Annotated in this window: 18 protein-coding genes and 1 pseudogene; 6 read left to right on the top strand and 13 right to left on the bottom strand. The window is 70.0% G+C overall.

Translation table 11 applies throughout. The features are described from left to right. Nucleotides 1-77: 77 nt before the first annotated feature. The 3 genes from ABT070_RS39000 to ABT070_RS38990 form a co-directional block, all read right to left on the bottom strand. A complete protein-coding gene (locus ABT070_RS39000; RefSeq protein ID WP_171397741.1) occupies nt 78-251 on the bottom strand; it encodes a CsbD family protein in 174 nt (57 codons plus the stop codon). Nucleotides 252-316: 65 nt separating this feature from the next. Continuing rightward, nucleotides 317-685, bottom strand: a complete 369-nt coding sequence (locus ABT070_RS38995; protein ID WP_351767664.1) for a VOC family protein — start codon at nt 683-685, stop codon at nt 317-319. Nucleotide 686: 1 nt separating this feature from the next. After that, on the bottom strand, nt 687-1,484 hold the full coding sequence (locus tag ABT070_RS38990) for a trans-aconitate 2-methyltransferase (RefSeq protein WP_351767663.1): 798 nt from the start codon (nt 1,482-1,484) through the stop codon (nt 687-689). 89 nt (nt 1,485-1,573) lie between these two features. Between ABT070_RS38990 and ABT070_RS38985 the strand changes: the two genes are divergently transcribed. Beyond that, the gene (locus tag ABT070_RS38985; RefSeq protein WP_020128438.1) at nt 1,574-2,071 is read left to right on the top strand and encodes a MarR family winged helix-turn-helix transcriptional regulator; all 498 of its coding nucleotides are present in this window, start codon (nt 1,574-1,576) and stop codon (nt 2,069-2,071) included. On the opposite strand, the gene ABT070_RS38980 is transcribed toward ABT070_RS38985, so the two are convergent. Next, on the bottom strand, nt 2,030-2,797 hold the full coding sequence (locus ABT070_RS38980; RefSeq protein ID WP_351767662.1) for a LuxR C-terminal-related transcriptional regulator: 768 nt from the start codon (nt 2,795-2,797) through the stop codon (nt 2,030-2,032). The two genes, ABT070_RS38985 and ABT070_RS38980, sit on opposite strands and share 42 nt — an antisense overlap. Before the next feature lie 270 nt (nt 2,798-3,067). Between ABT070_RS38980 and ABT070_RS38975 the strand changes: the two genes are divergently transcribed. Then, entirely contained in the window at nt 3,068-3,523 is a 456-nt protein-coding gene (locus ABT070_RS38975; RefSeq protein ID WP_351767661.1) for a GNAT family N-acetyltransferase, read from the top strand. Nucleotides 3,524-3,583: 60 nt separating this feature from the next. Here the strand turns inward: ABT070_RS38975 and galK are convergent, their stop codons facing one another. From galK to galT, 3 genes are read right to left on the bottom strand one after another with little or no spacing between them, the layout of a single operon-like run. After that, on the bottom strand, nt 3,584-4,741 hold the full coding sequence (galK, locus tag ABT070_RS38970; protein WP_351767660.1) for a galactokinase: 1,158 nt from the start codon (nt 4,739-4,741) through the stop codon (nt 3,584-3,586). Continuing rightward, the gene (galE, locus tag ABT070_RS38965; RefSeq protein WP_351767659.1) at nt 4,741-5,736 is read right to left on the bottom strand and encodes a UDP-glucose 4-epimerase GalE; all 996 of its coding nucleotides are present in this window, start codon (nt 5,734-5,736) and stop codon (nt 4,741-4,743) included. The genes galK and galE overlap by 1 nt, the downstream gene beginning before the upstream one ends. Next, the gene (gene galT, locus ABT070_RS38960) at nt 5,733-6,794 is read right to left on the bottom strand and encodes a galactose-1-phosphate uridylyltransferase (protein ID WP_351767658.1); all 1,062 of its coding nucleotides are present in this window, start codon (nt 6,792-6,794) and stop codon (nt 5,733-5,735) included. The genes galE and galT overlap by 4 nt, the downstream gene beginning before the upstream one ends. Nucleotides 6,795-6,942: 148 nt before the next feature. Between galT and ABT070_RS38955 the strand changes: the two genes are divergently transcribed. Next, complete coding sequence (locus ABT070_RS38955; RefSeq protein ID WP_351767657.1) at nt 6,943-8,643, top strand: sodium:solute symporter family protein; 1,701 nt, start codon at nt 6,943-6,945, stop codon at nt 8,641-8,643. Nucleotides 8,644-8,679: 36 nt separating this feature from the next. Beyond that, nucleotides 8,680-9,069: a hypothetical protein gene (locus ABT070_RS38950; RefSeq protein ID WP_351767656.1), complete on the top strand. Its 390-nt coding sequence runs from the start codon at nt 8,680-8,682 to the stop codon at nt 9,067-9,069. Nucleotides 9,070-9,218: 149 nt separating this feature from the next. Here ABT070_RS38950 and ABT070_RS38945 read toward each other — a convergent pair whose 3' ends face one another. Then, a complete protein-coding gene (locus ABT070_RS38945) occupies nt 9,219-9,488 on the bottom strand; it encodes a hypothetical protein (RefSeq protein WP_351767655.1) in 270 nt (89 codons plus the stop codon). A gap of 177 nt (nt 9,489-9,665) precedes the next feature. On the opposite strand from ABT070_RS38945, the pseudogene ABT070_RS38940 reads away from it, so the two are divergent. Next, nucleotides 9,666-9,911: pseudogene (locus ABT070_RS38940) on the top strand (Scr1 family TA system antitoxin-like transcriptional regulator); the annotation flags it as partial. A gap of 7 nt (nt 9,912-9,918) precedes the next feature. Beyond that, the gene (locus tag ABT070_RS38935; protein ID WP_351767654.1) at nt 9,919-10,125 is read left to right on the top strand and encodes a DUF397 domain-containing protein; all 207 of its coding nucleotides are present in this window, start codon (nt 9,919-9,921) and stop codon (nt 10,123-10,125) included. Here ABT070_RS38935 and ABT070_RS38930 read toward each other — a convergent pair. From ABT070_RS38930 to ABT070_RS38910, 5 genes are all read right to left on the bottom strand, one after another. Next, nucleotides 10,028-10,600, bottom strand: a complete 573-nt coding sequence (locus ABT070_RS38930) for a dihydrofolate reductase family protein (RefSeq protein ID WP_351767653.1) — start codon at nt 10,598-10,600, stop codon at nt 10,028-10,030. The two genes, ABT070_RS38935 and ABT070_RS38930, sit on opposite strands and share 98 nt — an antisense overlap. Nucleotides 10,601-10,677: 77 nt before the next feature. Beyond that, on the bottom strand, nt 10,678-11,133 hold the full coding sequence (locus ABT070_RS38925; RefSeq protein WP_351767652.1) for a hypothetical protein: 456 nt from the start codon (nt 11,131-11,133) through the stop codon (nt 10,678-10,680). Nucleotides 11,134-11,137: 4 nt separating this feature from the next. After that, nucleotides 11,138-11,788 carry a hypothetical protein gene (locus ABT070_RS38920; RefSeq protein ID WP_351767651.1) on the bottom strand — a complete coding sequence of 217 codons (651 nt, stop codon included), beginning with the start codon at nt 11,786-11,788 and terminating at the stop codon, nt 11,138-11,140. A 23-nt stretch (nt 11,789-11,811) separates the two neighbouring features. Next, nucleotides 11,812-12,378, bottom strand: a complete 567-nt coding sequence (locus ABT070_RS38915; RefSeq protein WP_351767650.1) for an Imm1 family immunity protein — start codon at nt 12,376-12,378, stop codon at nt 11,812-11,814. Between the two features lie 11 nt (nt 12,379-12,389). Beyond that, the gene (locus ABT070_RS38910) at nt 12,390-20,111 is read right to left on the bottom strand and encodes a ricin-type beta-trefoil lectin domain protein (RefSeq protein ID WP_451102614.1); all 7,722 of its coding nucleotides are present in this window, start codon (nt 20,109-20,111) and stop codon (nt 12,390-12,392) included. Between the last annotated feature and the right edge of the window lie 101 nt (nt 20,112-20,212).

Below are 20,212 nucleotides of genomic sequence, written 5' to 3'. Positions count from 1 at the left end.
GGCCCCGACCACGAAGGTCGGGGCCCCGCCCGCAGGTGTACCGTCCGCGCCGCGGCGGCCGGTGCCTCGTCACGCCCTCAGTGCTTGAAGACGTCCTTGGTCTTCTCCTTGGCCTGACGGGCGTCGCCCTTCGCCTGCTCGGCGCGCCCCTCGGCCTCCATCCGCTCGTTGCCCACGGTGCGGCCGATCGCTTCCTTCGCCTTGCCCTTGGCCTGTTCCATCTTCGCCTTGGACTTCTGCTCGCCTGCCACTGTCCATCACTCCCAGTCAGGTCTGCGGGTGGTCTCAACACTGCGGGTGACCCGTCCGGCGCCCCTCAAACCCCGCTGACGGCCTCCAGGAACTCCAGCCGGTTGCCGACGGGGTCCCAGGCGTAGAAGCGGCGGTGGCCCGGCAGGTCCGCGTCCCAGGTGACCGGTGTGCCGTGGGCCTCCAGCCGGGCCGCGTACGCCTCGATCGCGGTGACCCGCAGCCCGGGGTGGGCCTTCGCGGACGGTCTGAAGCCCGCCTCGATCCCCAGATGCAGGTGCACGGCCCCCGCCCGGAACCAGCATCCGCCCTTCGCCGCGAGCACCGGCGGCTTGGGGACCTCGGTCATGCCGAGGGTGCCGGTGTAGAAGCGGCGCAGCAGGTCCTCGGCGCCGGGCGGGGCGGCGAGCTGCACGTGGTCGACGGCGGCCAGCACGTCAGGCCGCCTTCACGGCCACCGCGAACAGGCGGCGGAACGGCAGGACGGTGCCGTACTCCGCGCTCGGGTAGGCCTCGCGGAGCAGGTCGCGGTATTCGGCGACGAAGGCGTCGCGGGCCTCGGGGTCGTCGGCGAGGGCGTCGAGGGCGGGGCGCAGACCGGTGCCCTTGACCCAGTCGAGGACGGGGTCGTCGCCCTGGAGCACATGGAGGTAGGTGGTCGTCCAGACGTCGGTGGCGCAGCCGAGGCGGGCCAGCCGGTCGAGGTAGACGCCGGGGGCGTGGACGGAGTCCTCGTGGCGCAGGACATGACCGAGGCGGCCCTTCCAGCGGGCGCTGCCGCCGAGCTCGCGCATGAGGGCGTGCAGGAGCGCGTCGATGTTGTGGGGGACCTGGAAGGCGAAGGTGCCGCCGGGGGCGAGGCCGTCCAGCCAGCGGGCGAAGGCGTCGAGGTGGCCGGGCACCCACTGGAGGGCGGCGTTCGAGACGAGCAGGTCGTACGTCTCCCGCGGCGCCCAGGTCGCGAGGTCGGCGTCGGCGAAGTCGAGGCGCGCGCCCGCGTGCGCCGCCGCGTCGGCGAGCATCCGGGGCGAGTTGTCGTAGCCGGTGACGCGGGCGGTGGTCCAGCGGTCGGCGAGGACGGCGGTGAGGTTGCCGGGGCCGCAGCCGAGGTCGGCGATGCGGGGCGGGTCGCCGGGCAGGCCGGGGACGCGGGCGAGGAGGTCGCCGAAGGGGCGGGCGCGGTGGCCGGCGTGACGCAGGTACTGGGCGGGGTCCCAGGTGGGGTTCGTCGTCATGTCCGGTACTTTCCCCCGGCATTTATCTTGATGTCAAGAGACTCGACATCAAGAGACTTCACATCGACACAACCACTACACTGATCGTCATGGAGGACGAGGTCGATCGGCTGGTCGCAGCGTGGCGCCGGGAGCGCCCGGACCTCGACGTGGAGCCGCTGGAAGTACTCAGCCGGGTGAGCAGACTGGCCCGGCACCTGGATCGCGCACGCCGTCTGGCGTTCTCCGAGCACCAGCTGGAGCCCTGGGAGTTCGACGTCCTGACGGCGCTCCGGCGCGCGGGGGCGCCCTACCAGCTCTCGCCGGGGCAGCTGCTGACGCAGACGCTGGTGACCTCGGGCACGATGACGAACCGTATCGACCGGCTCGCGAAGAAGGGCCTGGTGGAGCGGCTGCCGGACCCGAGCGACCGCCGCGGTGTGCTGGTCCGCCTCACGGACGACGGCAAGGACCGCGCCGATCAGGCCCTCGCCGGCCTGCTCGACCAGGAACGAGCGATCCTGGCCGAGCTCTCGAACGCCCAGCGCGGTGAACTGGCGGGCCTGCTACGCCAGTTGACCGCCCCGTTCGACAACATCCCCGGCTAGGTCCACCGGCCCCACCCCGGCCCGGCGCGCCAGCGCGACCGCGGCGAGGGTGGAGTGCACGCCCAGTTTGCCGAGGACGTTCTGCATATGGGTGCGGACGGTGTGCGGGGAGAGGAACAGCCGGTCGGCGACCGCCTTCCTGCCCAGTCCCGCGACCATGCAGCGCAGCACCTCGCGCTCCCTCGGGGTGAGCGACTCCACCAGCCGTTCGCTCTCGGTGCGGTGCTTGCGGGCGGCCGTCAACTCCCGCAGGACACCCGTGAGGAGCGCGGGCGGGAGATGCGTCTCCTCCCGCAGCACGCCTCTGATGACGGTGAGCAGCCGGGACAGCGAGCAGTCCTTCGCCACCCAGCCGGACGCCCCGGCCTGCAGGGCGAGGGCCGCGCGGCGCGGATCGTCCTTCTCGGCGAGGACGACGATCCGGATGTGGGGCTGCGCGGCACGGACCCCCACGACCAGCGATATCCCGTCGACGAGCCCGTCCTCCCCCACCTCCTGCACCGGCACGGCGGGCCGTATGCCCGGCAGGGCGGCGCCCAGATCTGCATCGACGAGCAGCACGTCGTACCGGCGCCCCTCGGCGGCCGCGCGCTCCAGGCTGCGCAGTGCCGCCGGGCCGCTGCCGGCCGCGGACACGTCGACGTCGGGCTCGGCGGCCAGTGCCGCGGCGAGTGACTCGGCGAAGATACGGTGGTCGTCGACGACCAGTACACGAATGCGAACCACGAAACCCCCTCCCCCAAGCTCCTTGACAGAGCAGGGGATACCCCAAGGTCCGGAGACGGAGAACGACGACCTGCGCGGATACGACGCCCGGAAGGGATGCCACTGCCGCAACGGCCGCCGCCGTGCAGAGACTGCTACCCCCACCGCGGGCGCCGTACCCGACTGTCTCGCCCCCTGATCAGTACCGGCCCCCACCGGCACTGTTCACAGGGTAGGGCCGCGGGCGTACAGCGGAAGGCAAATTGCAGGATTGGTTCGGCCACCGCGCTTATGGTGTGCCGCATGTTTCGTCTTGAGACAGAAGTCGACAGGACTCGCCGCGATCTTCTCCGTTCGCGGCTCCTCGCCACCAACACCGAGGCCTCCCCGGTCCTGCGCGCACTGCGCGGCACCCCCGCGGAACGCGAGTCGGCGCTGCACGTCTGGGCCTCGGACCCCGAAGGCGGCCTGGCCGGCGGTCTGGTGGGCCACACCTGGACGACCTGGCTGCACGTCACCCACCTCTGGGTCGACGCCCGGCACCGGGGCACCGGCCTGGGCAGCGCCCTCCTCGCCGAAGCGGAGCGCATCGCCCGCGAGCAGCGCGGCTGCGACCGCGTACGGCTGGAGACCTGGGACTTCCAGGCCCCGGAGTTCTACAGACGCCATGGCTACGAGGTGGTGTGCACGATCGAGGACTACCCCCCGGGCCTGACGGAGTTCACCCTGACGAAGAGACTGGGGTGACGGGAAGGGGCGGCGGGGGCGAGATCCACTCGGCCACCCCCACCGCCCCGACGACACGGCTCAGCCCAACCGGCGCGCCCCCGCCGCGGGCACCGCCTCGAACACCCGCGGAGCCTTGTACCCCGCGGCGGCGAACGCCTCTTCGACACCCTTGGTGAGCGTCTCGACATCGGCGGCCTCGGCCAGCACGATCGCCGACCCGCCGAACCCGCCGCCGGTCATCCGCGCACCGAGCGCCCCGTGGGCGAGCGCGGTGTCGACGACGAGGTCCAGCTCGGGACAGGAGACCCGGAAGTCGTCCCGGAGCGAGGCGTGACCCGCCGTCAGGATCGGGCCGACGGCACGGCTGTCACCGCCGGACTCCAGGAGGGCGACGACCTGTTCCACGCGCTGGTCCTCCGTCACGACATGGCGGACCAGACGGCGGACCTCCTCCTCGTCGCCGAGCCGGGCGAGGGCCGCGTCCAGGTCGGCGTACGCGATGTCACGCAGTGCGTCGACGCCGAGGAGGGCGGCGCCCTTCTCGCAGCCGGCCCGCCGCTTGCCGTACTCGCCACCGCTGTGGGCGTGCGTCACCTGCGTGTCGACGACCAGCAGGCGCAGGCCCTCGGCGGCCAGGTCGAGCGGGATCTGCTTCTGCGAGAGGTCGCGGGTGTCGAGGAACAGCGCGTGGCCGGCCTCGCAGCACGCGGACGCCGTCTGGTCCATGATGCCGGTGGGCGCGCCGACGTAGACGTTCTCGGCGCGCTGGCACAGGCGGGCGAGCTGCCAGCCCTGGAGCCCGAGGTCGTAGAGGTCGTTGAGCGCCAGGGCCACGACGACCTCCAGCGCCGCGGACGACGACAGACCCGCGCCCGACGGGACCGTCGACGACAGATGGACGTCGGCGCCGGTCACCCGGTGGCCGGCCTCGCGCAGCGCCCAGACGACTCCGGCCGGGTACGCCGTCCAGCTGCCGTCGGACTCGGGCGCCAGGTCGTCCAGCCGCAGCTCGGCGACGCCGCTGTCCAGGTCGGCCGAGTGCAGCCGCAGCACGCCGTCCGTACGCCGTGAGACCGCCGCGACCGCGATGTGCGGCAGCGCGAAGGGCATCACGAAGCCGTCGTTGTAGTCGGTGTGCTCACCGATGAGGTTGACGCGGCCGGGCGCCGCCCAGACGCCCTCGGGCTCGGTCCCGTACAGCCGGACGAAACCCTCGCGAACTTCCTGTGCCCCCACTACGACTCCCTTGCGCTGCTTGCGATGTGCTGCGCGAACTCCCACGCGTCCGCGACGATACCCGCGAGATCCGCGCGGGACGGGTTCCAGCCCAGCCGCTCACGGGCGGTGGCCGCCGAGGCGACCAGGACGGCCGGGTCGCCGCCGCGGCGAGGGGCCACGACCTCGGGGATCGGGTGGCCGGTGACCTGGCGGACGGTCTCGACGACCTCGCGCACGGAGAAGCCGTTGCCGTTGCCGAGGTTGCAGATGAGGTGCTCGCCGGGCGCGGCGGCGGCGACGGCGAGGAGGTGGGCCTCGGCGAGGTCGGCGACGTGGATGTAGTCGCGGACGCAGGTGCCGTCGGGCGTCGGGTAGTCGTCGCCGAAGACGGAGATGGCCTCGCGACGGCCCTGCGCGACCTGGAGGACGAGCGGGATGAGGTGCGACTCGGGGTCGTGCCGCTCGCCCTGCTCGCCGTACGCGCCGGCCACGTTGAAGTACCGCAGCGAGACGGCGCCGAGCCCGTGGGCGGCGGCCTCGCCGCTGATCATGTGGTCGACGGCGAGCTTGGAGGCGCCGTAGGGGTTCGTGGGCCGCGTCGGCGCGCTCTCCACGATCGGGACCTGCTCCGGCTCGCCGTACGTCGCCGCCGTGGACGAGAAGACCAGCTTGCGCACGCCGGCCTCGCGCATGGCGCCGAGCAGGGCCATGGTGCCGCCGACGTTGTTGTCCCAGTACTTCTCGGGCTTGACGACGGACTCGCCGACCTGCGAGAACGCGGCGAAGTGGAGCACGGCGTCGAAGGAGTCGTCGAGCCACTTGGCGGCGTCGCGGATGTCACCCTCGATGAACGAGGCACCCGCCGGGACGCCTTCGCGGAAACCGGTGGAGAGGTTGTCGAGGACGACGACCTCGTGGCCGGCCTCCAGCAGGTGCCGGGCGACCACGCTGCCGACGTAGCCCGCGCCACCCGTGACCAGATACTTGCCGCCCGTGCCGGTGGTGCCGCTCATGAACTCGCTACCTCTCGCAGTCGCTGGGCCGCGAACTCCGGCGGCACGTCGTTGATGAAGACGTTCATGCCTGATTCGGAGCCCGCGAGGAACTTCAGCTTGCCGGAAGTGCGGCGAATGGTGAAAAGCTCGAGATGGAGCGCGAAGTCGTCCCGGTTGACACCCTCGAACTCCTCCAGCGCGCCGAACGGCGCCTGGTGCCAGGCGGAGATGTAGGGCGTGGGCGGTTCACCTTCGCCGAAGATCCGGTCGAAGCGCCTCAAGAGTTCCAGATAGACCTGGGGGAACTCTGTGCGCGCCTCCTCGTCGAGGGCGAGCAGGTCCGGCACCCGGCGCTTCGGGTAGAGGTGCACCTCGTAGGGCCAGTGCGCCGCGTACGGCACGAACGCGACCCAGTGTTCACCCTCCAGGACGACCCGCCCGTCGGCGAGTTCACGCTCCAGGACGGCGTCGAAGAGGTTCTCCCCGCCGGTCGCCTCCTTGTGCGCCGCGACCGAGCGCAGCATCAGGGCGGTGCGCGGAGTGGTGAACGGGTAGGCGTAGATCTGCCCGTGCGGGTGACCCAGAGTCACGCCGATCTCGGCGCCGCGGTTCTCGAAGCAGAACACCTGTTCCACGGAGGGCAGATGCGACAGCTCGGACGTCCGGTCCGTCCACGCGTCGAGCACCAGCCGCGTCTGCTCCTCGGTGAGGTCGGCGAAGGACGCGTTGTGGTCGGAGGTGAAGCACACCACCTCGCAGCGCCCGGAGTCGCCGGCCAGCGAGGGGAAACGATTCTCGAACACGACGGCGTCGTACGACGAGTCCGGGATCTCGCTGAGCCGGTCGCCCTGGGAGGGGCAGAGCGGGCACTCGTCGGCCGGCGGGTGGTAGATGCGCCCCTGCCGGTGCGAGGCCACGGCGATGGAATCGCCGAGCAGGGGGTCCCGCCGTACCTCCGAAGTGGTGACCGTGGGGTCCAGCGGACGCCTGTCCACCGCGTCGCGCACCGAGTCGTCCCGCTGGTCGTAGTAGATCAGCTCACGACCGTCGGCCAAGCGGGTCGAGGTCTTCTTCACCGCGACTCTCCATCCGTACCTCTAGACCCGCAGACCTAGATCCGTACACCTAGCGAAGCTTCCAACAGAACCAAACACATAAAACCATAAACCCCCACGCGAGTCACCACCACAACCAAACAAGAACACCGAACAAAGTGAGCAGGGCATGCGAACCCCCACAGACCCGCCCCACACGGCAGTACAGCTGGCGGCAGAGCTGCGGCTGCCGACGAACTGGCTCGACTACACGATCCTCGGCATCTACTTCGTCGTGGTCCTGGGCATCGGCTTCGCCGCCCGCAGATCGGTGAAGACCACCCTCGACTTCTTCCTCTCCGGACGCTCCCTGCCCGCCTGGATCACGGGCCTCGCGTTCGTCTCGGCCAACCTGGCCGCCACCGAGATCCTGGGCATGGCCGCGAACAGCGCGCAGTACGGCGCGTACACCGTCCACTGGTACTGGATCGGCGCCATCCCGGCGATGGTCTTCCTGGGCCTGGTGATGATGCCGTTCTACTACGGCAGCAAGGTCCGCTCCGTCCCCGAGTTCCTGCTGCTGCGCTTCGACCGGGGCGCCCACCTGCTGAGCTCGGCCCTGTTCGCCTTCGCGGCGATCCTGATCTCCGGCGTGAACCTGTACGCCCTCGCGATCGTCGTCGAGGCGCTGCTGGGCTGGCCGCAGTGGGTGGCGATCGTGGTCGCCGGCGCCTTCGTGCTGGCCTACATCACGCTCGGCGGCCTCTCCTCGGCGATCTACAACGAGGTCCTCCAGTTCTTCGTCATCCTGGCCGCGCTCATTCCGCTGTCGGTGCTCGGACTGAAGAAGGTGGGCGGCTGGGACGGCCTGACGGACTCGCTGACGGAGACCCACGGCGACGACTTCGTCACCGCGTGGGGCGGCACGGGCATCGGCAGCGACAACCCGCTCGGCGCGAACTGGCTGACCATCGTGCTGGGCCTCGGCTTCGTGCTGTCCTTCGGCTACTGGACGACGAACTTCGCCGAGGTGCAGCGCGCCCTGTCGGCGAAGAACCTGTCGGCAGCCCAGCGCACCCCGCTCATCGCCGCCTTCCCGAAGATCTTCATCGTCTTCCTGGTGATGATCCCGGGCCTGGTGGCGGCGGTGCTGGTCCCGAAGATCGGCACCGCCGACTCCGACCTCCAGTACAACGACGCGATCCCGTACCTCATGCAGGAACTGCTGCCGAACGGCGTACTGGGCATCGCGGTGACGGGCCTGCTGGCGGCGTTCATGGCGGGCATGGCGGCGAACGTCTCGTCGTTCAACACGGTGTTCACGACCGACATCTGGGCGAAGTACGTGGTGCGCGGGCGCGAGGACACGTACTACGTCCGGTTCGGCCGCCTCATCACGGCGATCGGCGTGGCCGCGTCGGTGGGCACGGCGTTCCTCGCCTCCTCCTTCTCCAACATCATGAGCTACCTCCAGACGCTGTTCAGCTTCTTCAACGTGCCGATGTTCGTCGTCTTCATCGTCGGCATGTTCTGGAAGCGGGCGTCGAGGAAGTCCGGCTTCTGGGGCCTGCTCGCGGGCACGACGGCCGCGATGGTCAACTACTTCGTCCTCTACAAGCAGGACATCATCGGCATCCCCACCGACCAGGGCGCCAACTTCGTCTCCGCGATCGCGGGCTTCGTGGCGGGCGCGGTCGTCATGGTGGCGGTGTCGCTGTTCACGGCCCCCAAGACGGACGAGGAGCTCCAGGGCCTGGTCTACGGCACCGTCTCCCCCGGCATGGCCGAGCCGCCCGCGGCGGGCGACGACGCGTGGTACCGGCGCCCGGCGCTGCTGGGCTGGAGCGCGGTGATCCTGGCCGCCCTCTGCTACATCCCGTTCTCGTTCTGAGCCCGGTCGCGACTACTGCGGGAGACTGGAGAGACCATGTCCGAGCAATTCGAACCGTCTGAGCGCGCCGAGGCTGCCGACCGGCTGCGGCGGGCGGGGTACTCCGAGGCCGACCTCCAGCGGGAGGTGACGGAACTCGAGGAGAAGTCCGCGACCGCGGCCCGCATCTTCGACCTGCGCCGCATCATCGGCGGCCTGTTCGTCGTCTACGGCGTGATCGTCACGATCGCCGGGATCACGGCCAGCGACGCGGAGATCGACAAGGCCCAGGGGATCAACATCAACCTGTGGACCGGCCTGGCCATGCTGGCCCTGGGCATCTTCTTCCTGGCCTGGCTGAAGCTGCGGCCCGTGGCGCCGGTCACCCCGACACTGCCGCCCGAGGCGCTGGGCGGGGAGCACCCGGAGGCCCCGCGGGGCGAGTAACGCCGGGGCGGGGCGGGGCGGGGCGCGGACCCGAGCACAGCCCTGATCCAGACCCTGACCCTGACCCAGGCCCAGGCCCAGGCCCAGATCATGAAGCCGAGCCGGCTCCCGGATCCGATGCGTCGGATCCGGGAGCCGGCTCAGTTCGTCTAGCCGTGGTCGGCGACGTTCGCGTTGACGGCGTCGTCCCCGTTGTTGCAGATCTGCTGCGTCGCGTCCTGGTTCGACGAGAGGCCGAGCAGCGGGAGGTTCAGGTTCGGGATGTTGATGAGACCGAGCGAGATGTTCTCCACGTGGTTGGCACACTCCCGGGAGTCCCCGTCCGCGCCGTGGACGGCGGCGGAGGCGAATCCGGCGCCGGCCATGCCGAGGCTTCCGATCATGGCGGCCACGAGAGCGGCGTTGCGGAGCTTGCGCATTGCGTACCCTTTTCCGCCTGGATGGCGTGTCCCACTACAGAGCGAGACGTTACGGTTACGCACTGTATGTCGCGATTATCGGCTTTGCGTCACGGACTGAGCCTTATGACACCGCCGGCTCGCACCACACGAGCTTGCCGCGACGCCCCCATCCGGGACAGCGGCCGCCAGTGCCAGAGGTCCGTGCGAGTCATCCCCACGGATCAGGACGGCTTCGCCGGTGCCGGAGCCTCGATGGTGTACGCGGGCGGCCCGCTGCCCCGGCTGGACACAGGTCTTCGGGACGCCCCGACCGGGGTCGTGTTCATCGATGAGGACCCGCAGTTGGAACGGCTCCGAACACTCCTTCGTAGAGTGGAGGACGCGTCGCTGGACCCGGTGGCGTCGCGGGACTTCATTCACCGCCTGACGAAGGAGCTGTGAGGCCCTGATGAACCACACCCTGCGCTGGCAGAAGTCGACGTTCTCCGACGGCGGCGAAGGAGACACCTGTGTCGAACTCGCCGCCTCCTGGCAGGGATACGCGCCGCCCTCACACCTCAGCGGACGACGTCGAACACGTTCTTCTGAAGGCCGTTGGCGTACGCCTCGTGCTCGACGAGCTTCAGCTTCTGCGTGTCCTTGTCCGTGGCGCTGAAGAGCCGCTTGCCCGCGCCGAGCAGGAGCGGGAAGACGAGCAGGTGGTAGCGGTCGATCAGGCCCGCGTCCGAGAGCGCCCGGTTCAGGGAGGCGCTGCCGTGGACGATGATCGGGCCGCCCTCGGTCTCCTTCAGCGCGGCGACGTCGTCGAGCGAGCGCAGGATCGTCGTCCCGCCCCAGTTCGACACCAGGTCGTCCTCGGTGAGGGTGGTGGAGACGACGTACTTCGGCATCACCTTGTAGTCGGCGAAGTCCGCCATGTCGGGCCACACGGGGCTGAACGCCTCGTAGCTGGTCCGGCCCAGCAGCATCGCGGTCGCTTCGGTCTGCTCCCGGCCCTTGAGCTCGAAGGCCTCGGGGAGGAACTCGATGTCCTTGAAGGTCCATCCGGCGTTCCGGTAACCGGGTTCGCCGCCCGGGGCCTCCACGACGCCGTCGAGCGAGATGAATGCGGTGCTGATCAGGGTGCGCATCTGAGGTCCTCGGGGTCTCTGGTCCGGTGCGGTCATGGTCTCTGACCGCGGATCGCGGCGAAACTCATCGCCGTCCGTCAGTGTCCGGTGCCGTACCCGGCGATCTCACCGCTGCGGGCCGCCGCCACCAGGGCGATCGTCAGGGTCGCCGACCAGGTGAGGAAGTGGATCGAGGGCGGGTAGCTCGCGAGGGTGTAGCCGTCCCCGGTCAGGGCGGCGACGGAGAGTGCCGCGACCGGCAGCCCCGCGGTGAGTGCGGCCAGCAGGCCGCGCAGCGGGGGGCGGGTGAGGAGGCCGCGGGGGGCGAGCGCCAGGGCGAGGCCGGTGGCCGTGCCCAGGGTGATGCCCACCGCCATGCTGCCCAGGACGGCGAACGCGCCCGCGGACGTCAGCGTCCACGCGGTGCCGTCGTGACCGCCGACCCGGAAGACGAGCGCCGTCACGAAGCACAGGACGCCTGCGATGCCCGCGGGCCACGCACCGATCAGCACACCGAGGCGCGCTCCCCGCCGGACCGTCGCTCGCAGCTTCATGCGGTCAGCCTCGCAGCTTCACCAACTGGGCGTCCAGGACCGTGGCCGGGATCGACGGGGTGCCGCTGAGGTAGGCGACCGCGTTGCCGGAGCGGAGGATCACGGCCTCGGCCGGGGCCGCCCTGCCGGACCGGGTCACCGTCGCGCCCACGCCCATCGCCTGGTCCACGCCCTCGGGGGCGAGTTCCGGGGTGACCTTGCCGAGCTTGTGCTCGTCGCCGTCGACGGTGACCGTGAAGCCGGCCGCGCACTCGTCGAGGGCGGTGGCGATCGCGTCCATCGCCGACCGGGCCTGGTCGGCGGCGTATTCGGCGAGGACGACCGTCACGACCGCGCCCTCGCCGGATGCCTCCCGTACGAACGTGGTGGCCGGCTTGCCGACGGCCGTGCCCGACAGGGCCTGGGCCAGCGGGGCGCAGGCGTCCTGCGTGACCTTCACCTTGCGGGCGTCGTCCGGCGTGGACACGGTGAAGCCGTTCGCGTCCCGGGACACCAGCGCCGCGCCGCCCAGGCCGCCGGCCCGCGCCGTGGCGCCCGGCTGGGCGGTGGGCTTCAGCAGACCGTCGGTACTGCCGCCACCGCCACCGCTCGCCACGTCACACGCCGACAGCAGCGCGCACAGGGCCAGCACCGCACTTCCCCACAGGCGACGCACGCCCACCCCTCTCATTCGGTCACTTACCGCAGACTGTCCCAGTCAAGGACCGGATCCTCCACGAAATCCACGATCGGAGAACGGTCTGACCTTTGTCCGTTCATCTCGCCCGCAATCCATCCGATGGACTCGGGCCTTTCTCCCGTGCCCGCCCGGCAGAATTCCTCCACCGCTTCGCGGACGACGGGAATCGGCAGAGTGCTGGCCGGGTCGTGGAACAAGGGATATCCGGGGTCCGACACGACCGACGGATCGAAATCCGGCGGCTCGGGATTGTCGGAAACCCATACGGAATCGTAAATCCCTCCGCTCCGGGGAAATCGCTTGTCGGCAAACCAGACGAGAGCCCCGTATCCCGTGCGCCGGTTCGCCGCGACGCGCAGACTGCTCTTCGCCACCGACTCCCCGTCGCTGCACCGCCGGTCCGCAAGGCAGAACCAGGCGTCCTCTCCGGGGAAATGGCCGCTCTCGCCCTCGCGCTCGCCTTCCAGACCCTCCATCACCTCGGCAATGATCCGGGATGTTTCAGCCTCGGTCTCTCCGTAGAGCCATTCCCGCCTGAAGAAAACGCTCAGGATCACTGCATCCACTTCCACTACGTTCAAGGTTTCGGCCCCCGCCCGACAAGCGGTACGGACTCGAGCCTACCCGCGGTGTTTCTGAACCAGACCGTCAAGGTCGATCCGGCGGGAAGAATCGCCGGCACCGCTCCCGAGCAGGAGTACGGGCCCGCGCACGGCCCCTCGGCCTTGTTGATGACCACGTGCATCGACGTCACCCCGGCATTCCGCATGCGCCAGGCGAGCTTCGTCTCGACGTGGCTCGCCGCCTCGAACAGGTCGTTCGGCGGGCTGTCGATGTCGGCCGAGTCCACGAGATAGTCATTGATCGCGTCCCGGTCCGATGTGAAACCACTCTTGAACGGTGCGCCGACCCGCGTGGCGTTCCCCGAGGCATCCAGGTTGATGACCTGGCCCACCGTGGGGTCGTCCTTCTTGGTCCGCTTCGGCAGGCTGTCGGAAACACCCGCGACCGAGCAGTTGTGGACAAGGAGGGAGGTGTCGCCCGCCACCACGTAGTACGTGTGGAGATCGCTGACAGTGAGGTTGTGGACGGTGGCCCGCTGAGCGGTCCAGCGCTCGACGGCCGTGATCTGGACGTGGGTGCCGGCGCCGGTGCGCAGCCACCCGCCGGCCTTCAGGCCCTTGGCCTCGACCCACGTGCCCAGTTCCGGGACCCAGAACGGATGCCCGTCGGTGGCCGTCACCTGGGCGGTCCGCAGGCTGCCGTCGCCTTCGTCGGCGACCGCGACGGACACCTTGACCAGGTGTTTGACCCCCTCGCCCACGATCTCGGCGGTGACCGTCTCGACCGCGGTCTCGCCGGTCTCCGGGTCGGTGGCCAGAACCCTGTCGCCGTTCTCGACCTGCTCGATCGGCTTGGTGGTCCCGTCGGCCATCAGCACCCTGGTTCCGGGCGTGAAGCTGTTGTCCTCGCAACTGCTCTTGCCGGTGACCTTGGCCTTGGCCTTGTGATAGGTGGTCTTCACCGCCTCCTTGGCCCTGGCCGCCGTCTTCTGGCCCTTCTGGACCGCGTTGCCCGTCTTCTGTGCGGCCTTCTTGGCCTGCCGGGTGGCCGCTTCCTTGGCCTTCTTCTTCAGCTGCGCCGCCAGGGCGGCGGCCTTCTTCTTGAGCTCGGCCGCCTTGCGGGCCAGTTCGCGGGCCTTGCGGGCCAGCTCGATGATCTTGCGGGCCTTCTGCTTGGCCTTCATCAGCGCGTTGATCGCCTTCGCGATCCGGAACGCGGCCTTGGCGATGCCGAAGGCCTTGTACGCCTTCGTCCAGGGGATGGCGTTGAGGAAGAGGTCACCGCACGCCCAGACGTCGCCCCGCGAGAAGCAGCCCACCACGCTGTTCCAGCCGACGAACTCCTTCAGAGCCGCCCAGCCGATGGACAGGATCACATCGGCCACCGAGGTGCCCAGTGTCTTCTTCGCGGACGCCTCGTCCGAGGCCGACGGACCGCCGTACTCCGAACCGCCGCCCTCCGACGCCAGACCCGACGGGTCGGAGAACGTGACCGGGTTGTTCTCGCAGTACACGTATCCGTTCATCTGGACCGGGTCGGCCGGGTCCAGCATCGGGTCCGGGGAGAGGAAGCGACCCGTGGTGGAGTCGTACTCCCGCGCACCCAGGTGCACGAGGCCGCTGCCCGAGTCCTCGTCACCGCCGACATAGCCCTGATGCGAGCGCCAGGTTCCCGGCTCCGACCGTTCCACGCCGAAGGGGTCCGTCTTCGAGAACTTGACCTTGTTGCCCGACGTCAGCGCCACATTGATGTAGGCCGTGCCGTTCTGGTCGGTGACCTGGACGGACAGTTCCGCCGCACCCGTGCCCTGCGCGTGGCGCATCACGGTCGGCGCGCCCGCCTGGGAGTAGTAGCGCTCGGTGTAGGCGGGACCGCCGGCCGCGTTGACGGAGATCGTCGACTCGCCGAGGTACAGGGTGCGCTCGGTGGCGGAGATCGCCATCAGGCGCGAGCCGTCACCGCCGTAGACGTACTTCGTCTCCTTGTCCGGCACCCACTGCTGGTTCGCGGCGGTCCCGCACGTGTTCAGCTGGAGGTCCGTGCTGTCCGCCGAGTTGGAGCCCGGGACGTCCAGGCACCTGCCGGACGAGACGTGCTTCAGGGTGCCGGTGGACGTCGCCGTCCACTGCTGGGCCGCGGCGCCGGTGCAGTCGGCGATGACGACCGGTGTGGCGTTGGCCGTGCCGCCGTCCTTCGGCACCACGCACTTGCCCAGGATCTTCAGCGCGCCCGTCGACGGGGTCGCGGAGGACGCCGCGTCGATGCGGAGCTTCTGCGCCTTGCTGCCGTTGCACGTGTAGAGCTGGAGCGGCGTTCCGGCCGTGGTCAGACCGCCCGCCAGGTCCATGCACTTGTTCGCGAGACCCAGCCATGCGCCGGATCCGTTCTCCCCGAAGCCGGTGATCTTCTCGACCTGGCCGTCCCAGGTCCAGTCGAGGGCCTGCTCGGATCCGTCGTACGTACGGGTCTCGGTGTTGCCCGCATCGTCGTACGTCAGCGTCGTCGCCTTGGTGACGCGGGCGCCGGAGTCCGCTTTGTAGCTGGAGGACATGCCGGTCAGCGTGTGCGGCTGGGTGCCGTCCGCGTTGCCGTACGTGTAGTCGGTCGTCGCGTCCTTGGTGGTGTCCAGGCCCGGGTCGTGCTCGACGAGCTTCTTCCGGTTGCCCATCGCGTCGTACTCGTACGACTGCCAGTAACCGCTGTTCGCAGCCGTCACGTTGGTCGTGCCGTCCGAGTACTTCGCGGCCGCCGCCGTCTTGCCCGTCGCCGTGCAGGACGTGGGCGCCGTCCACGCCTCGTTCATCTGGCCCAGCGCGTCGTACGTGAAGCACTGGCGGTCGGTCACCGAGTTCGAGGTGTCGGCGATCGAGGTGACGTTGCCTGCCGGGTCGTAGGCGTACGCACGCGAGTTGACGCGGTGACCGGTGACGGCCGTGGTGTCGCTGGTCGACTCGCGGTCCACGATGCTCTGGGTCAGTTCACCCGTCGCCTCGTCGAACAGGTTCGTCGTCCAGACGCGGTTCGGGTTCTCGCCGCTGGCCGTGCGCAGGACCTGGCCGTACGGGGAGTACGAGGTCTGCGCGTTGTACCAGGCCAGGCCGGAGGTGGAGACGGGCAGGCCGTCCTCGTTGTACCGGATGACCACCTTCTCGGCGGGCAGGGTGCCCACCGACGGCAGGTTGACCGACTCCAGACGGCCCGACTCGGAGTACTCGAAGCTGTACGCGTACTCCTTCTGGAGGCCGTAGGAGAGCGCCACCGATTCGGGGATGCTGATCTTCTGGCCGGCCGGCTGGTAGTCGTCCGTGTAGCCCGACACCGCCGTGGTGTAGGCGAGTTGGTCGGTGTAGCGGGTCTGCGAGGTGAGCAGCCCGACGCCACCGATCAACGTGTCGTACGTCGACTTCGTCAGCAGGGCGCCGGTGGCGGAGTTCTCGTGCTGCTCGACGGGGCGGGACAGCTTGTCGTAGACCGTCCACACCGCGCCGTTCTCGTCGGTGACGAGCTCAGGACGGTTCAGGACGTCATAGGTGCTCGTGGTGGTGCCGGCGTCCGGGTCGGCCGACTCCGTCTCACGGCCCCTGGCGTCGAACTTCCAGGTCCAGAGGTTGCCCTCCGAATCCTTGGCCTCCACCCGGTCGCCGTGCTCGTCGTACGTGTACGTCGTCGACCGGTAGGCGGCGCGCAGCGCGTCCGTGTAGGTGTCCACGCGGACCGTGCGGCCCATCGCGTCGGACCAGGTGCGCTGGGCGGTCGCGCCCGTCGGGTTGATCACCGTGGAGTTGTCGAGGCCGTACTCGTAGCGGCTCGCCTTCGCCGGGACCTCGGTGCCGTTCAGGTACGGCGTCTCGGTGAGCGTGCGGCCCAGGCCGTCGTACGCGTACAGCGTCGCGTTGGGGACCTGGTAGTCCGACTCCAGATCGAACAGGACGGTCGAGGGGCCGTCCTTGTCGTAGTACGCGTTGTTGGTCTGGCGGATGGTGCCGTTGGGGCCGTAGAGGACGTCTGTGATCAGACGGCCACCGCCGACCGCCGGGTCCTGCTTCTGGCGCTCACGGCCGAGGCCGTCGTAGATCACCGTGGACTTCTCGTACACACCGGCGTCGAAGGGTTCGACGAGCGACTCGGTCGTGATCGAGACCGGCTGGCCGATCGTCGTGTCGTAACTGATCTTCGCCGACGGCGACTTGGAGGTGGCGCGGGACGGGTTCCAGACCTGGGTGGCGCGGCCGAGGGCGTCGTACGTGTAGGTGGTGACCCGTCCGTTGACGTCCTGGTCGGTCAGGGCCACCCCGCGGCCGGGCTCCAGCGTGCTGGTCTCGCTCTGGTTCAGCACGTTGGTGGTGGTGATCCGGTAGACCTGGCCCTTGTCCGGGACGTAGGTCGTGACGTCCTTCGCGGTGTCGCCGTTCGCGATGGCCAGGGCGTTCCTCGTGGAGGTCGTACGGCCGTAGTCGTCGTAGCTGACCTCGCCGTCCTTGACCCAGCCGCCGCCGGTGCCGGTGATCGCCCAGGTGGTGGTGGCGTTGCCGCTGGTGGGAGCGGCGTCGTAGGCCTGGCCGTCGTAGGCGACCCGGGAGCCGTCGATCCAGTCGGCCGCCGTCGCCGTGGCCGCCTGCGCGCAGGTGCCCGCGGTGGTGAGGGTCTGCCGGTCCAGGCCGATGAGGTGCTTGGCGGTGTTGTGGACGTACGACATCACCGTGCAGGTGTCGTCGTCCGTGTTGTCGGCCGCGGACTCCGCCGACCAGTCGTTGTACTCGGCCACCTGTGTCGGCAGGCCGTAGGTGTCCTCGTAGTCGGTGACGGTGCGCAGGACGCGCACGGTGCGCTTGTCGTCTCCGGCGCCGGAGGAACGGGTGTAGGTGAGGGACTCGGGGGTGAGGACCCGCCAGGCCTTGAGGTCCGGGATGCCGCCGGAGCGGCTGCGGGAGGCCAGCTTCACGGCCTTCGGCTTGTCGACGGTCCTGGTCAGCCAGGTGTCGGCGGCCGCCGAGGTGTAGGTGAGGGACTCCGCGACGCGGCCGGCGAACGGCTCCTCGTCCGTCGCGACGGTGACGCCCTCGGAGTCCTTGACGGTGACCGAGCGGGTGCCGCCGCCCGAGAGCGGGTCGCCGTCCATGCCCCGGAAGTAGCGGGTCTCCGTCATGCCGCGCTTCGTGGACACGTACGCGGCGTCGCTGTCGGCGCCCGTGTAGGTGCGCACGCGGGCGAAGCCGCGCCACTGGTCCCAGGTGCGGGTCTTCTTCTTGGAGAACTCCGCCTGGTTCAGGGCCCAGGCCGCGTCACCGAGATAGTCGTAGGTGGTCGTGATCGCCTCGACGCCGGTGAGGGCCGGCAGTTCCTGGACCGACTCGACGACGTACTTGTTGAACCAGTCGGTCGTCTCGACGTCCGGGTCGGCGTTCCAGAACACCGGGTAGCACAGGCCGGTGTTGGCGTCCGGTGCGGGGAAGCCGCTGCCCGTCCTGCACGCGCCCGACGGCGCCTTGTAGGTGACGACCGTCTCGCCGCCGTACTCGCTGACGACGCGCGCGATCCGCAGCCGGTCGAAGGCCGGGTTCGGGTCGTTCGTGCCCTCCTTGACCCGGTTGGGCATCGGCTGGCTGTTGGCGAGGAACTGCACCGGGTTGAGGGTGAGCGACTCGCCCTCGGTGTCGTAGCCGGTGCGGGTGATCGACTCCAGCCACAGGGCGGTGCCCTCGTCGGTGAGGTCGGCGGGCAGCGACTGCTGGAGCGTCCAGCTGTCCACCTTCGACAGGGCCGTGGAGCCCTGGGTGCGCTGCGTCCACGTCGTCACCTGGGCCAGCCGCTTGCGCGACCAGAAGGTGGGGACGGGGACGTAGCACTCCTTGCCGGCGGCGCAGTACAGGTCGGCCGGGGTGTCGTACCAGATGCGGTTCTTCGCGAAGTCGCCGGAGGCGAAGTTGTCGTTCTCGTCGCCCTCCGCCGTACAGGCGAGTTCGCCCTCCTTGAAGCAGCGCTCGTCGACGTCGAAGGTGACCTTGGAGACCGGGGCCGCGTACGGATCGGCCGTGGTCAGGCCGTACTCGATGCGCTTGAGCCAGCCGCCGCGGTCGTAGGAGACGGGCGTCTTGTACTTGTTGTTCTGCGCGTAGTGGTTGGTCTCCTCGGCCCACCACAGCGTCATCGCGTTGCCGCTGGTGTCGACGACGTAGTCGAGGTTCCAGCGCCAGGCCTGGTCGCAGAAGGAGCCCGCGAAGTCCCCCGACTTGTAGCAGGGTTCGCCGGACTGGTTGCCTGCGACGGGCGCGGTGAGGACCGAGTTCGTCACCGGGTCGCCGCTCGCCCAGTCGTCGGCCAGCTTGTGCTTGCCGAAGTAGTACTGGGTGCCGTCGCGGGTGGTGACGCGCCAGTACTCGCCGTCGGCGTCGCCGTTGTCCAGGGCGGTGTCGCGCAGCAGTTCGACGCGCGAGCCGTCGTCGTTCGCGGTGACCCACTTGTCGCCGTAGGGGCTGCTCGCACCGTCGGGCAGGACCAGTTCGGTCGTCGTCCCGCCGAGCGTGAGCGTGGCGTTGTACGAGCCGAAGCAGAGGTCGCTGGTCTTCTTGGTGTTGTTGCCGTTGCTCTGGTCGTCGCGGCAGGAGGTGTACGTACGGGTGATGGAGCCCGCGTTGTACTCCCAGCCGTCGCCGACCCAGGAGGGCTGGTTGTTGGAGGCCGAGGTGCGGCCGTCCACGCCCTGCGAGTTGTAGCCGAAGGACACCGACGGCGAGGGGCCGCCGGGGACGCTCGGGGTCTGCAGGGCGTACGAGTAGGTGAAGCCGCCCGCGTTGCCGCCGGCCGACCAGGAACCGGCGCTGACCAGCGGGGTCGCGCCGAAGTCGCCCTTGGAGCCGGACCCGGAGTCGGTGGCGAGCAGGACGGAGGAGCCGGAGCCGGCGGCGGTCGCGGCGGCGAGGGTCGCCAGCCGGGTTCCGTCGCCGGCCTTCGCCTCGCGGTACACGCCGTCGGTGACCGTGCCCGCGCCGGTGGCGGCGGCCGTGGACGCGGTCGAGGCGCTGGTGCCGCCCGCCGCGAGGACCTCGGTGTCGACGGTCGCCAGGATGCGGCGCTCGAACACCGCGCCGCCGTCGGCGTCGGTGCCGGTCTGCGCGACCACGTTGTCGGTGGAGACCTGGGTCGGCTCCGAGCAGCCCTCGGTGTCCGGGGTGGTCAGGAAGCACGCCGGGTACTGCACGAAGGACAGCCGGTCCGCCCAGTTCGCGCCGTACAACTCGGAGAAGTCGGTGTAGTCCAGGGCGATCACGGCGTCGCCGGTCGCCTCGGCCGGCGGGGTGACCGTGAGGGCCACGCCCTCGATGGCGGTGGTGGCGAGTTCGCCCTGGCCGGCGAGGGTGACCTGCCACTCGCCCTCCAGGGCGGTGGCCTCGGTCGCGGTGGCGTCCTCGGGGGCGCCGACCTCGACGGGGAGCGCGGTGCCGTCGGCCTGGGCGAGCGGGACCAGGTCGCCGGGCGCGAGGCCCGTGAGGTCCTTCGTCGCGGTACCGCCGGCCGGCGCGGTGACCTGGCTCGGGTCGTACTCGATGGGCTGCTCGGCCTCGGCCGTGGTCAGTTCGGCGAGCTGACCGCCGGCCTCGCCCTCGGCCTGCTCGGCGTCCGGCAGGTCGACCAGGTCGACCCCGCTGCGGTCGTCACCCGGCGGCAGCGCCACGGCGGCGGGCGAGACGACCAGCACCAGCGCCACGGCGAGCGTTCCGATCACACCGGCGCGCATCCGCGCCCGTCTGCGGCGTTCGGCGCGCGTGCTCACACGCCACCCCCTGCCGCTCCATGACAGCGATCCCCACACAGCGACAGCCCCCGCGCCCACAGTTC

Origin of the sequence: Streptomyces sp. NPDC002884 (assembly GCF_040295245.1) — a bacterium.
In the GTDB taxonomy this organism is placed as follows: domain Bacteria; phylum Actinomycetota; class Actinomycetes; order Streptomycetales; family Streptomycetaceae; genus Streptomyces.
This window is presented reverse-complemented; position numbering and strand designations above follow the sequence as displayed.

Excerpts from the sequence above, each read along its gene's own strand:
- ABT070_RS38990 (WP_351767663.1), bottom strand. The coding sequence starts at position 1,484 with ATGACGACGAACCCCACCTGGGACCCCGCCCAGTACCTGCGTCACGCC.
- ABT070_RS38985 (WP_020128438.1), top strand. The coding sequence starts at position 1,574 with ATGGAGGACGAGGTCGATCGGCTGGTCGCAGCGTGGCGCCGGGAGCGC.
- ABT070_RS38975 (WP_351767661.1), top strand. The coding sequence starts at position 3,068 with ATGGTGTGCCGCATGTTTCGTCTTGAGACAGAAGTCGACAGGACTCGC.
- galE (WP_351767659.1), bottom strand. The coding sequence starts at position 5,736 with ATGAGCGGCACCACCGGCACGGGCGGCAAGTATCTGGTCACGGGTGGC.
- ABT070_RS38955 (WP_351767657.1), top strand. The coding sequence starts at position 6,943 with ATGCGAACCCCCACAGACCCGCCCCACACGGCAGTACAGCTGGCGGCA.
- ABT070_RS38950 (WP_351767656.1), top strand. The coding sequence starts at position 8,680 with ATGTCCGAGCAATTCGAACCGTCTGAGCGCGCCGAGGCTGCCGACCGG.
- ABT070_RS38945 (WP_351767655.1), bottom strand. The coding sequence starts at position 9,488 with ATGCGCAAGCTCCGCAACGCCGCTCTCGTGGCCGCCATGATCGGAAGC.
- ABT070_RS38935 (WP_351767654.1), top strand. The coding sequence starts at position 9,919 with ATGAACCACACCCTGCGCTGGCAGAAGTCGACGTTCTCCGACGGCGGC.
- ABT070_RS38930 (WP_351767653.1), bottom strand. The coding sequence starts at position 10,600 with ATGCGCACCCTGATCAGCACCGCATTCATCTCGCTCGACGGCGTCGTG.
- ABT070_RS38925 (WP_351767652.1), bottom strand. The coding sequence starts at position 11,133 with ATGAAGCTGCGAGCGACGGTCCGGCGGGGAGCGCGCCTCGGTGTGCTG.
- ABT070_RS38910 (WP_451102614.1), bottom strand. The coding sequence starts at position 20,111 with ATGCGCGCCGGTGTGATCGGAACGCTCGCCGTGGCGCTGGTGCTGGTC.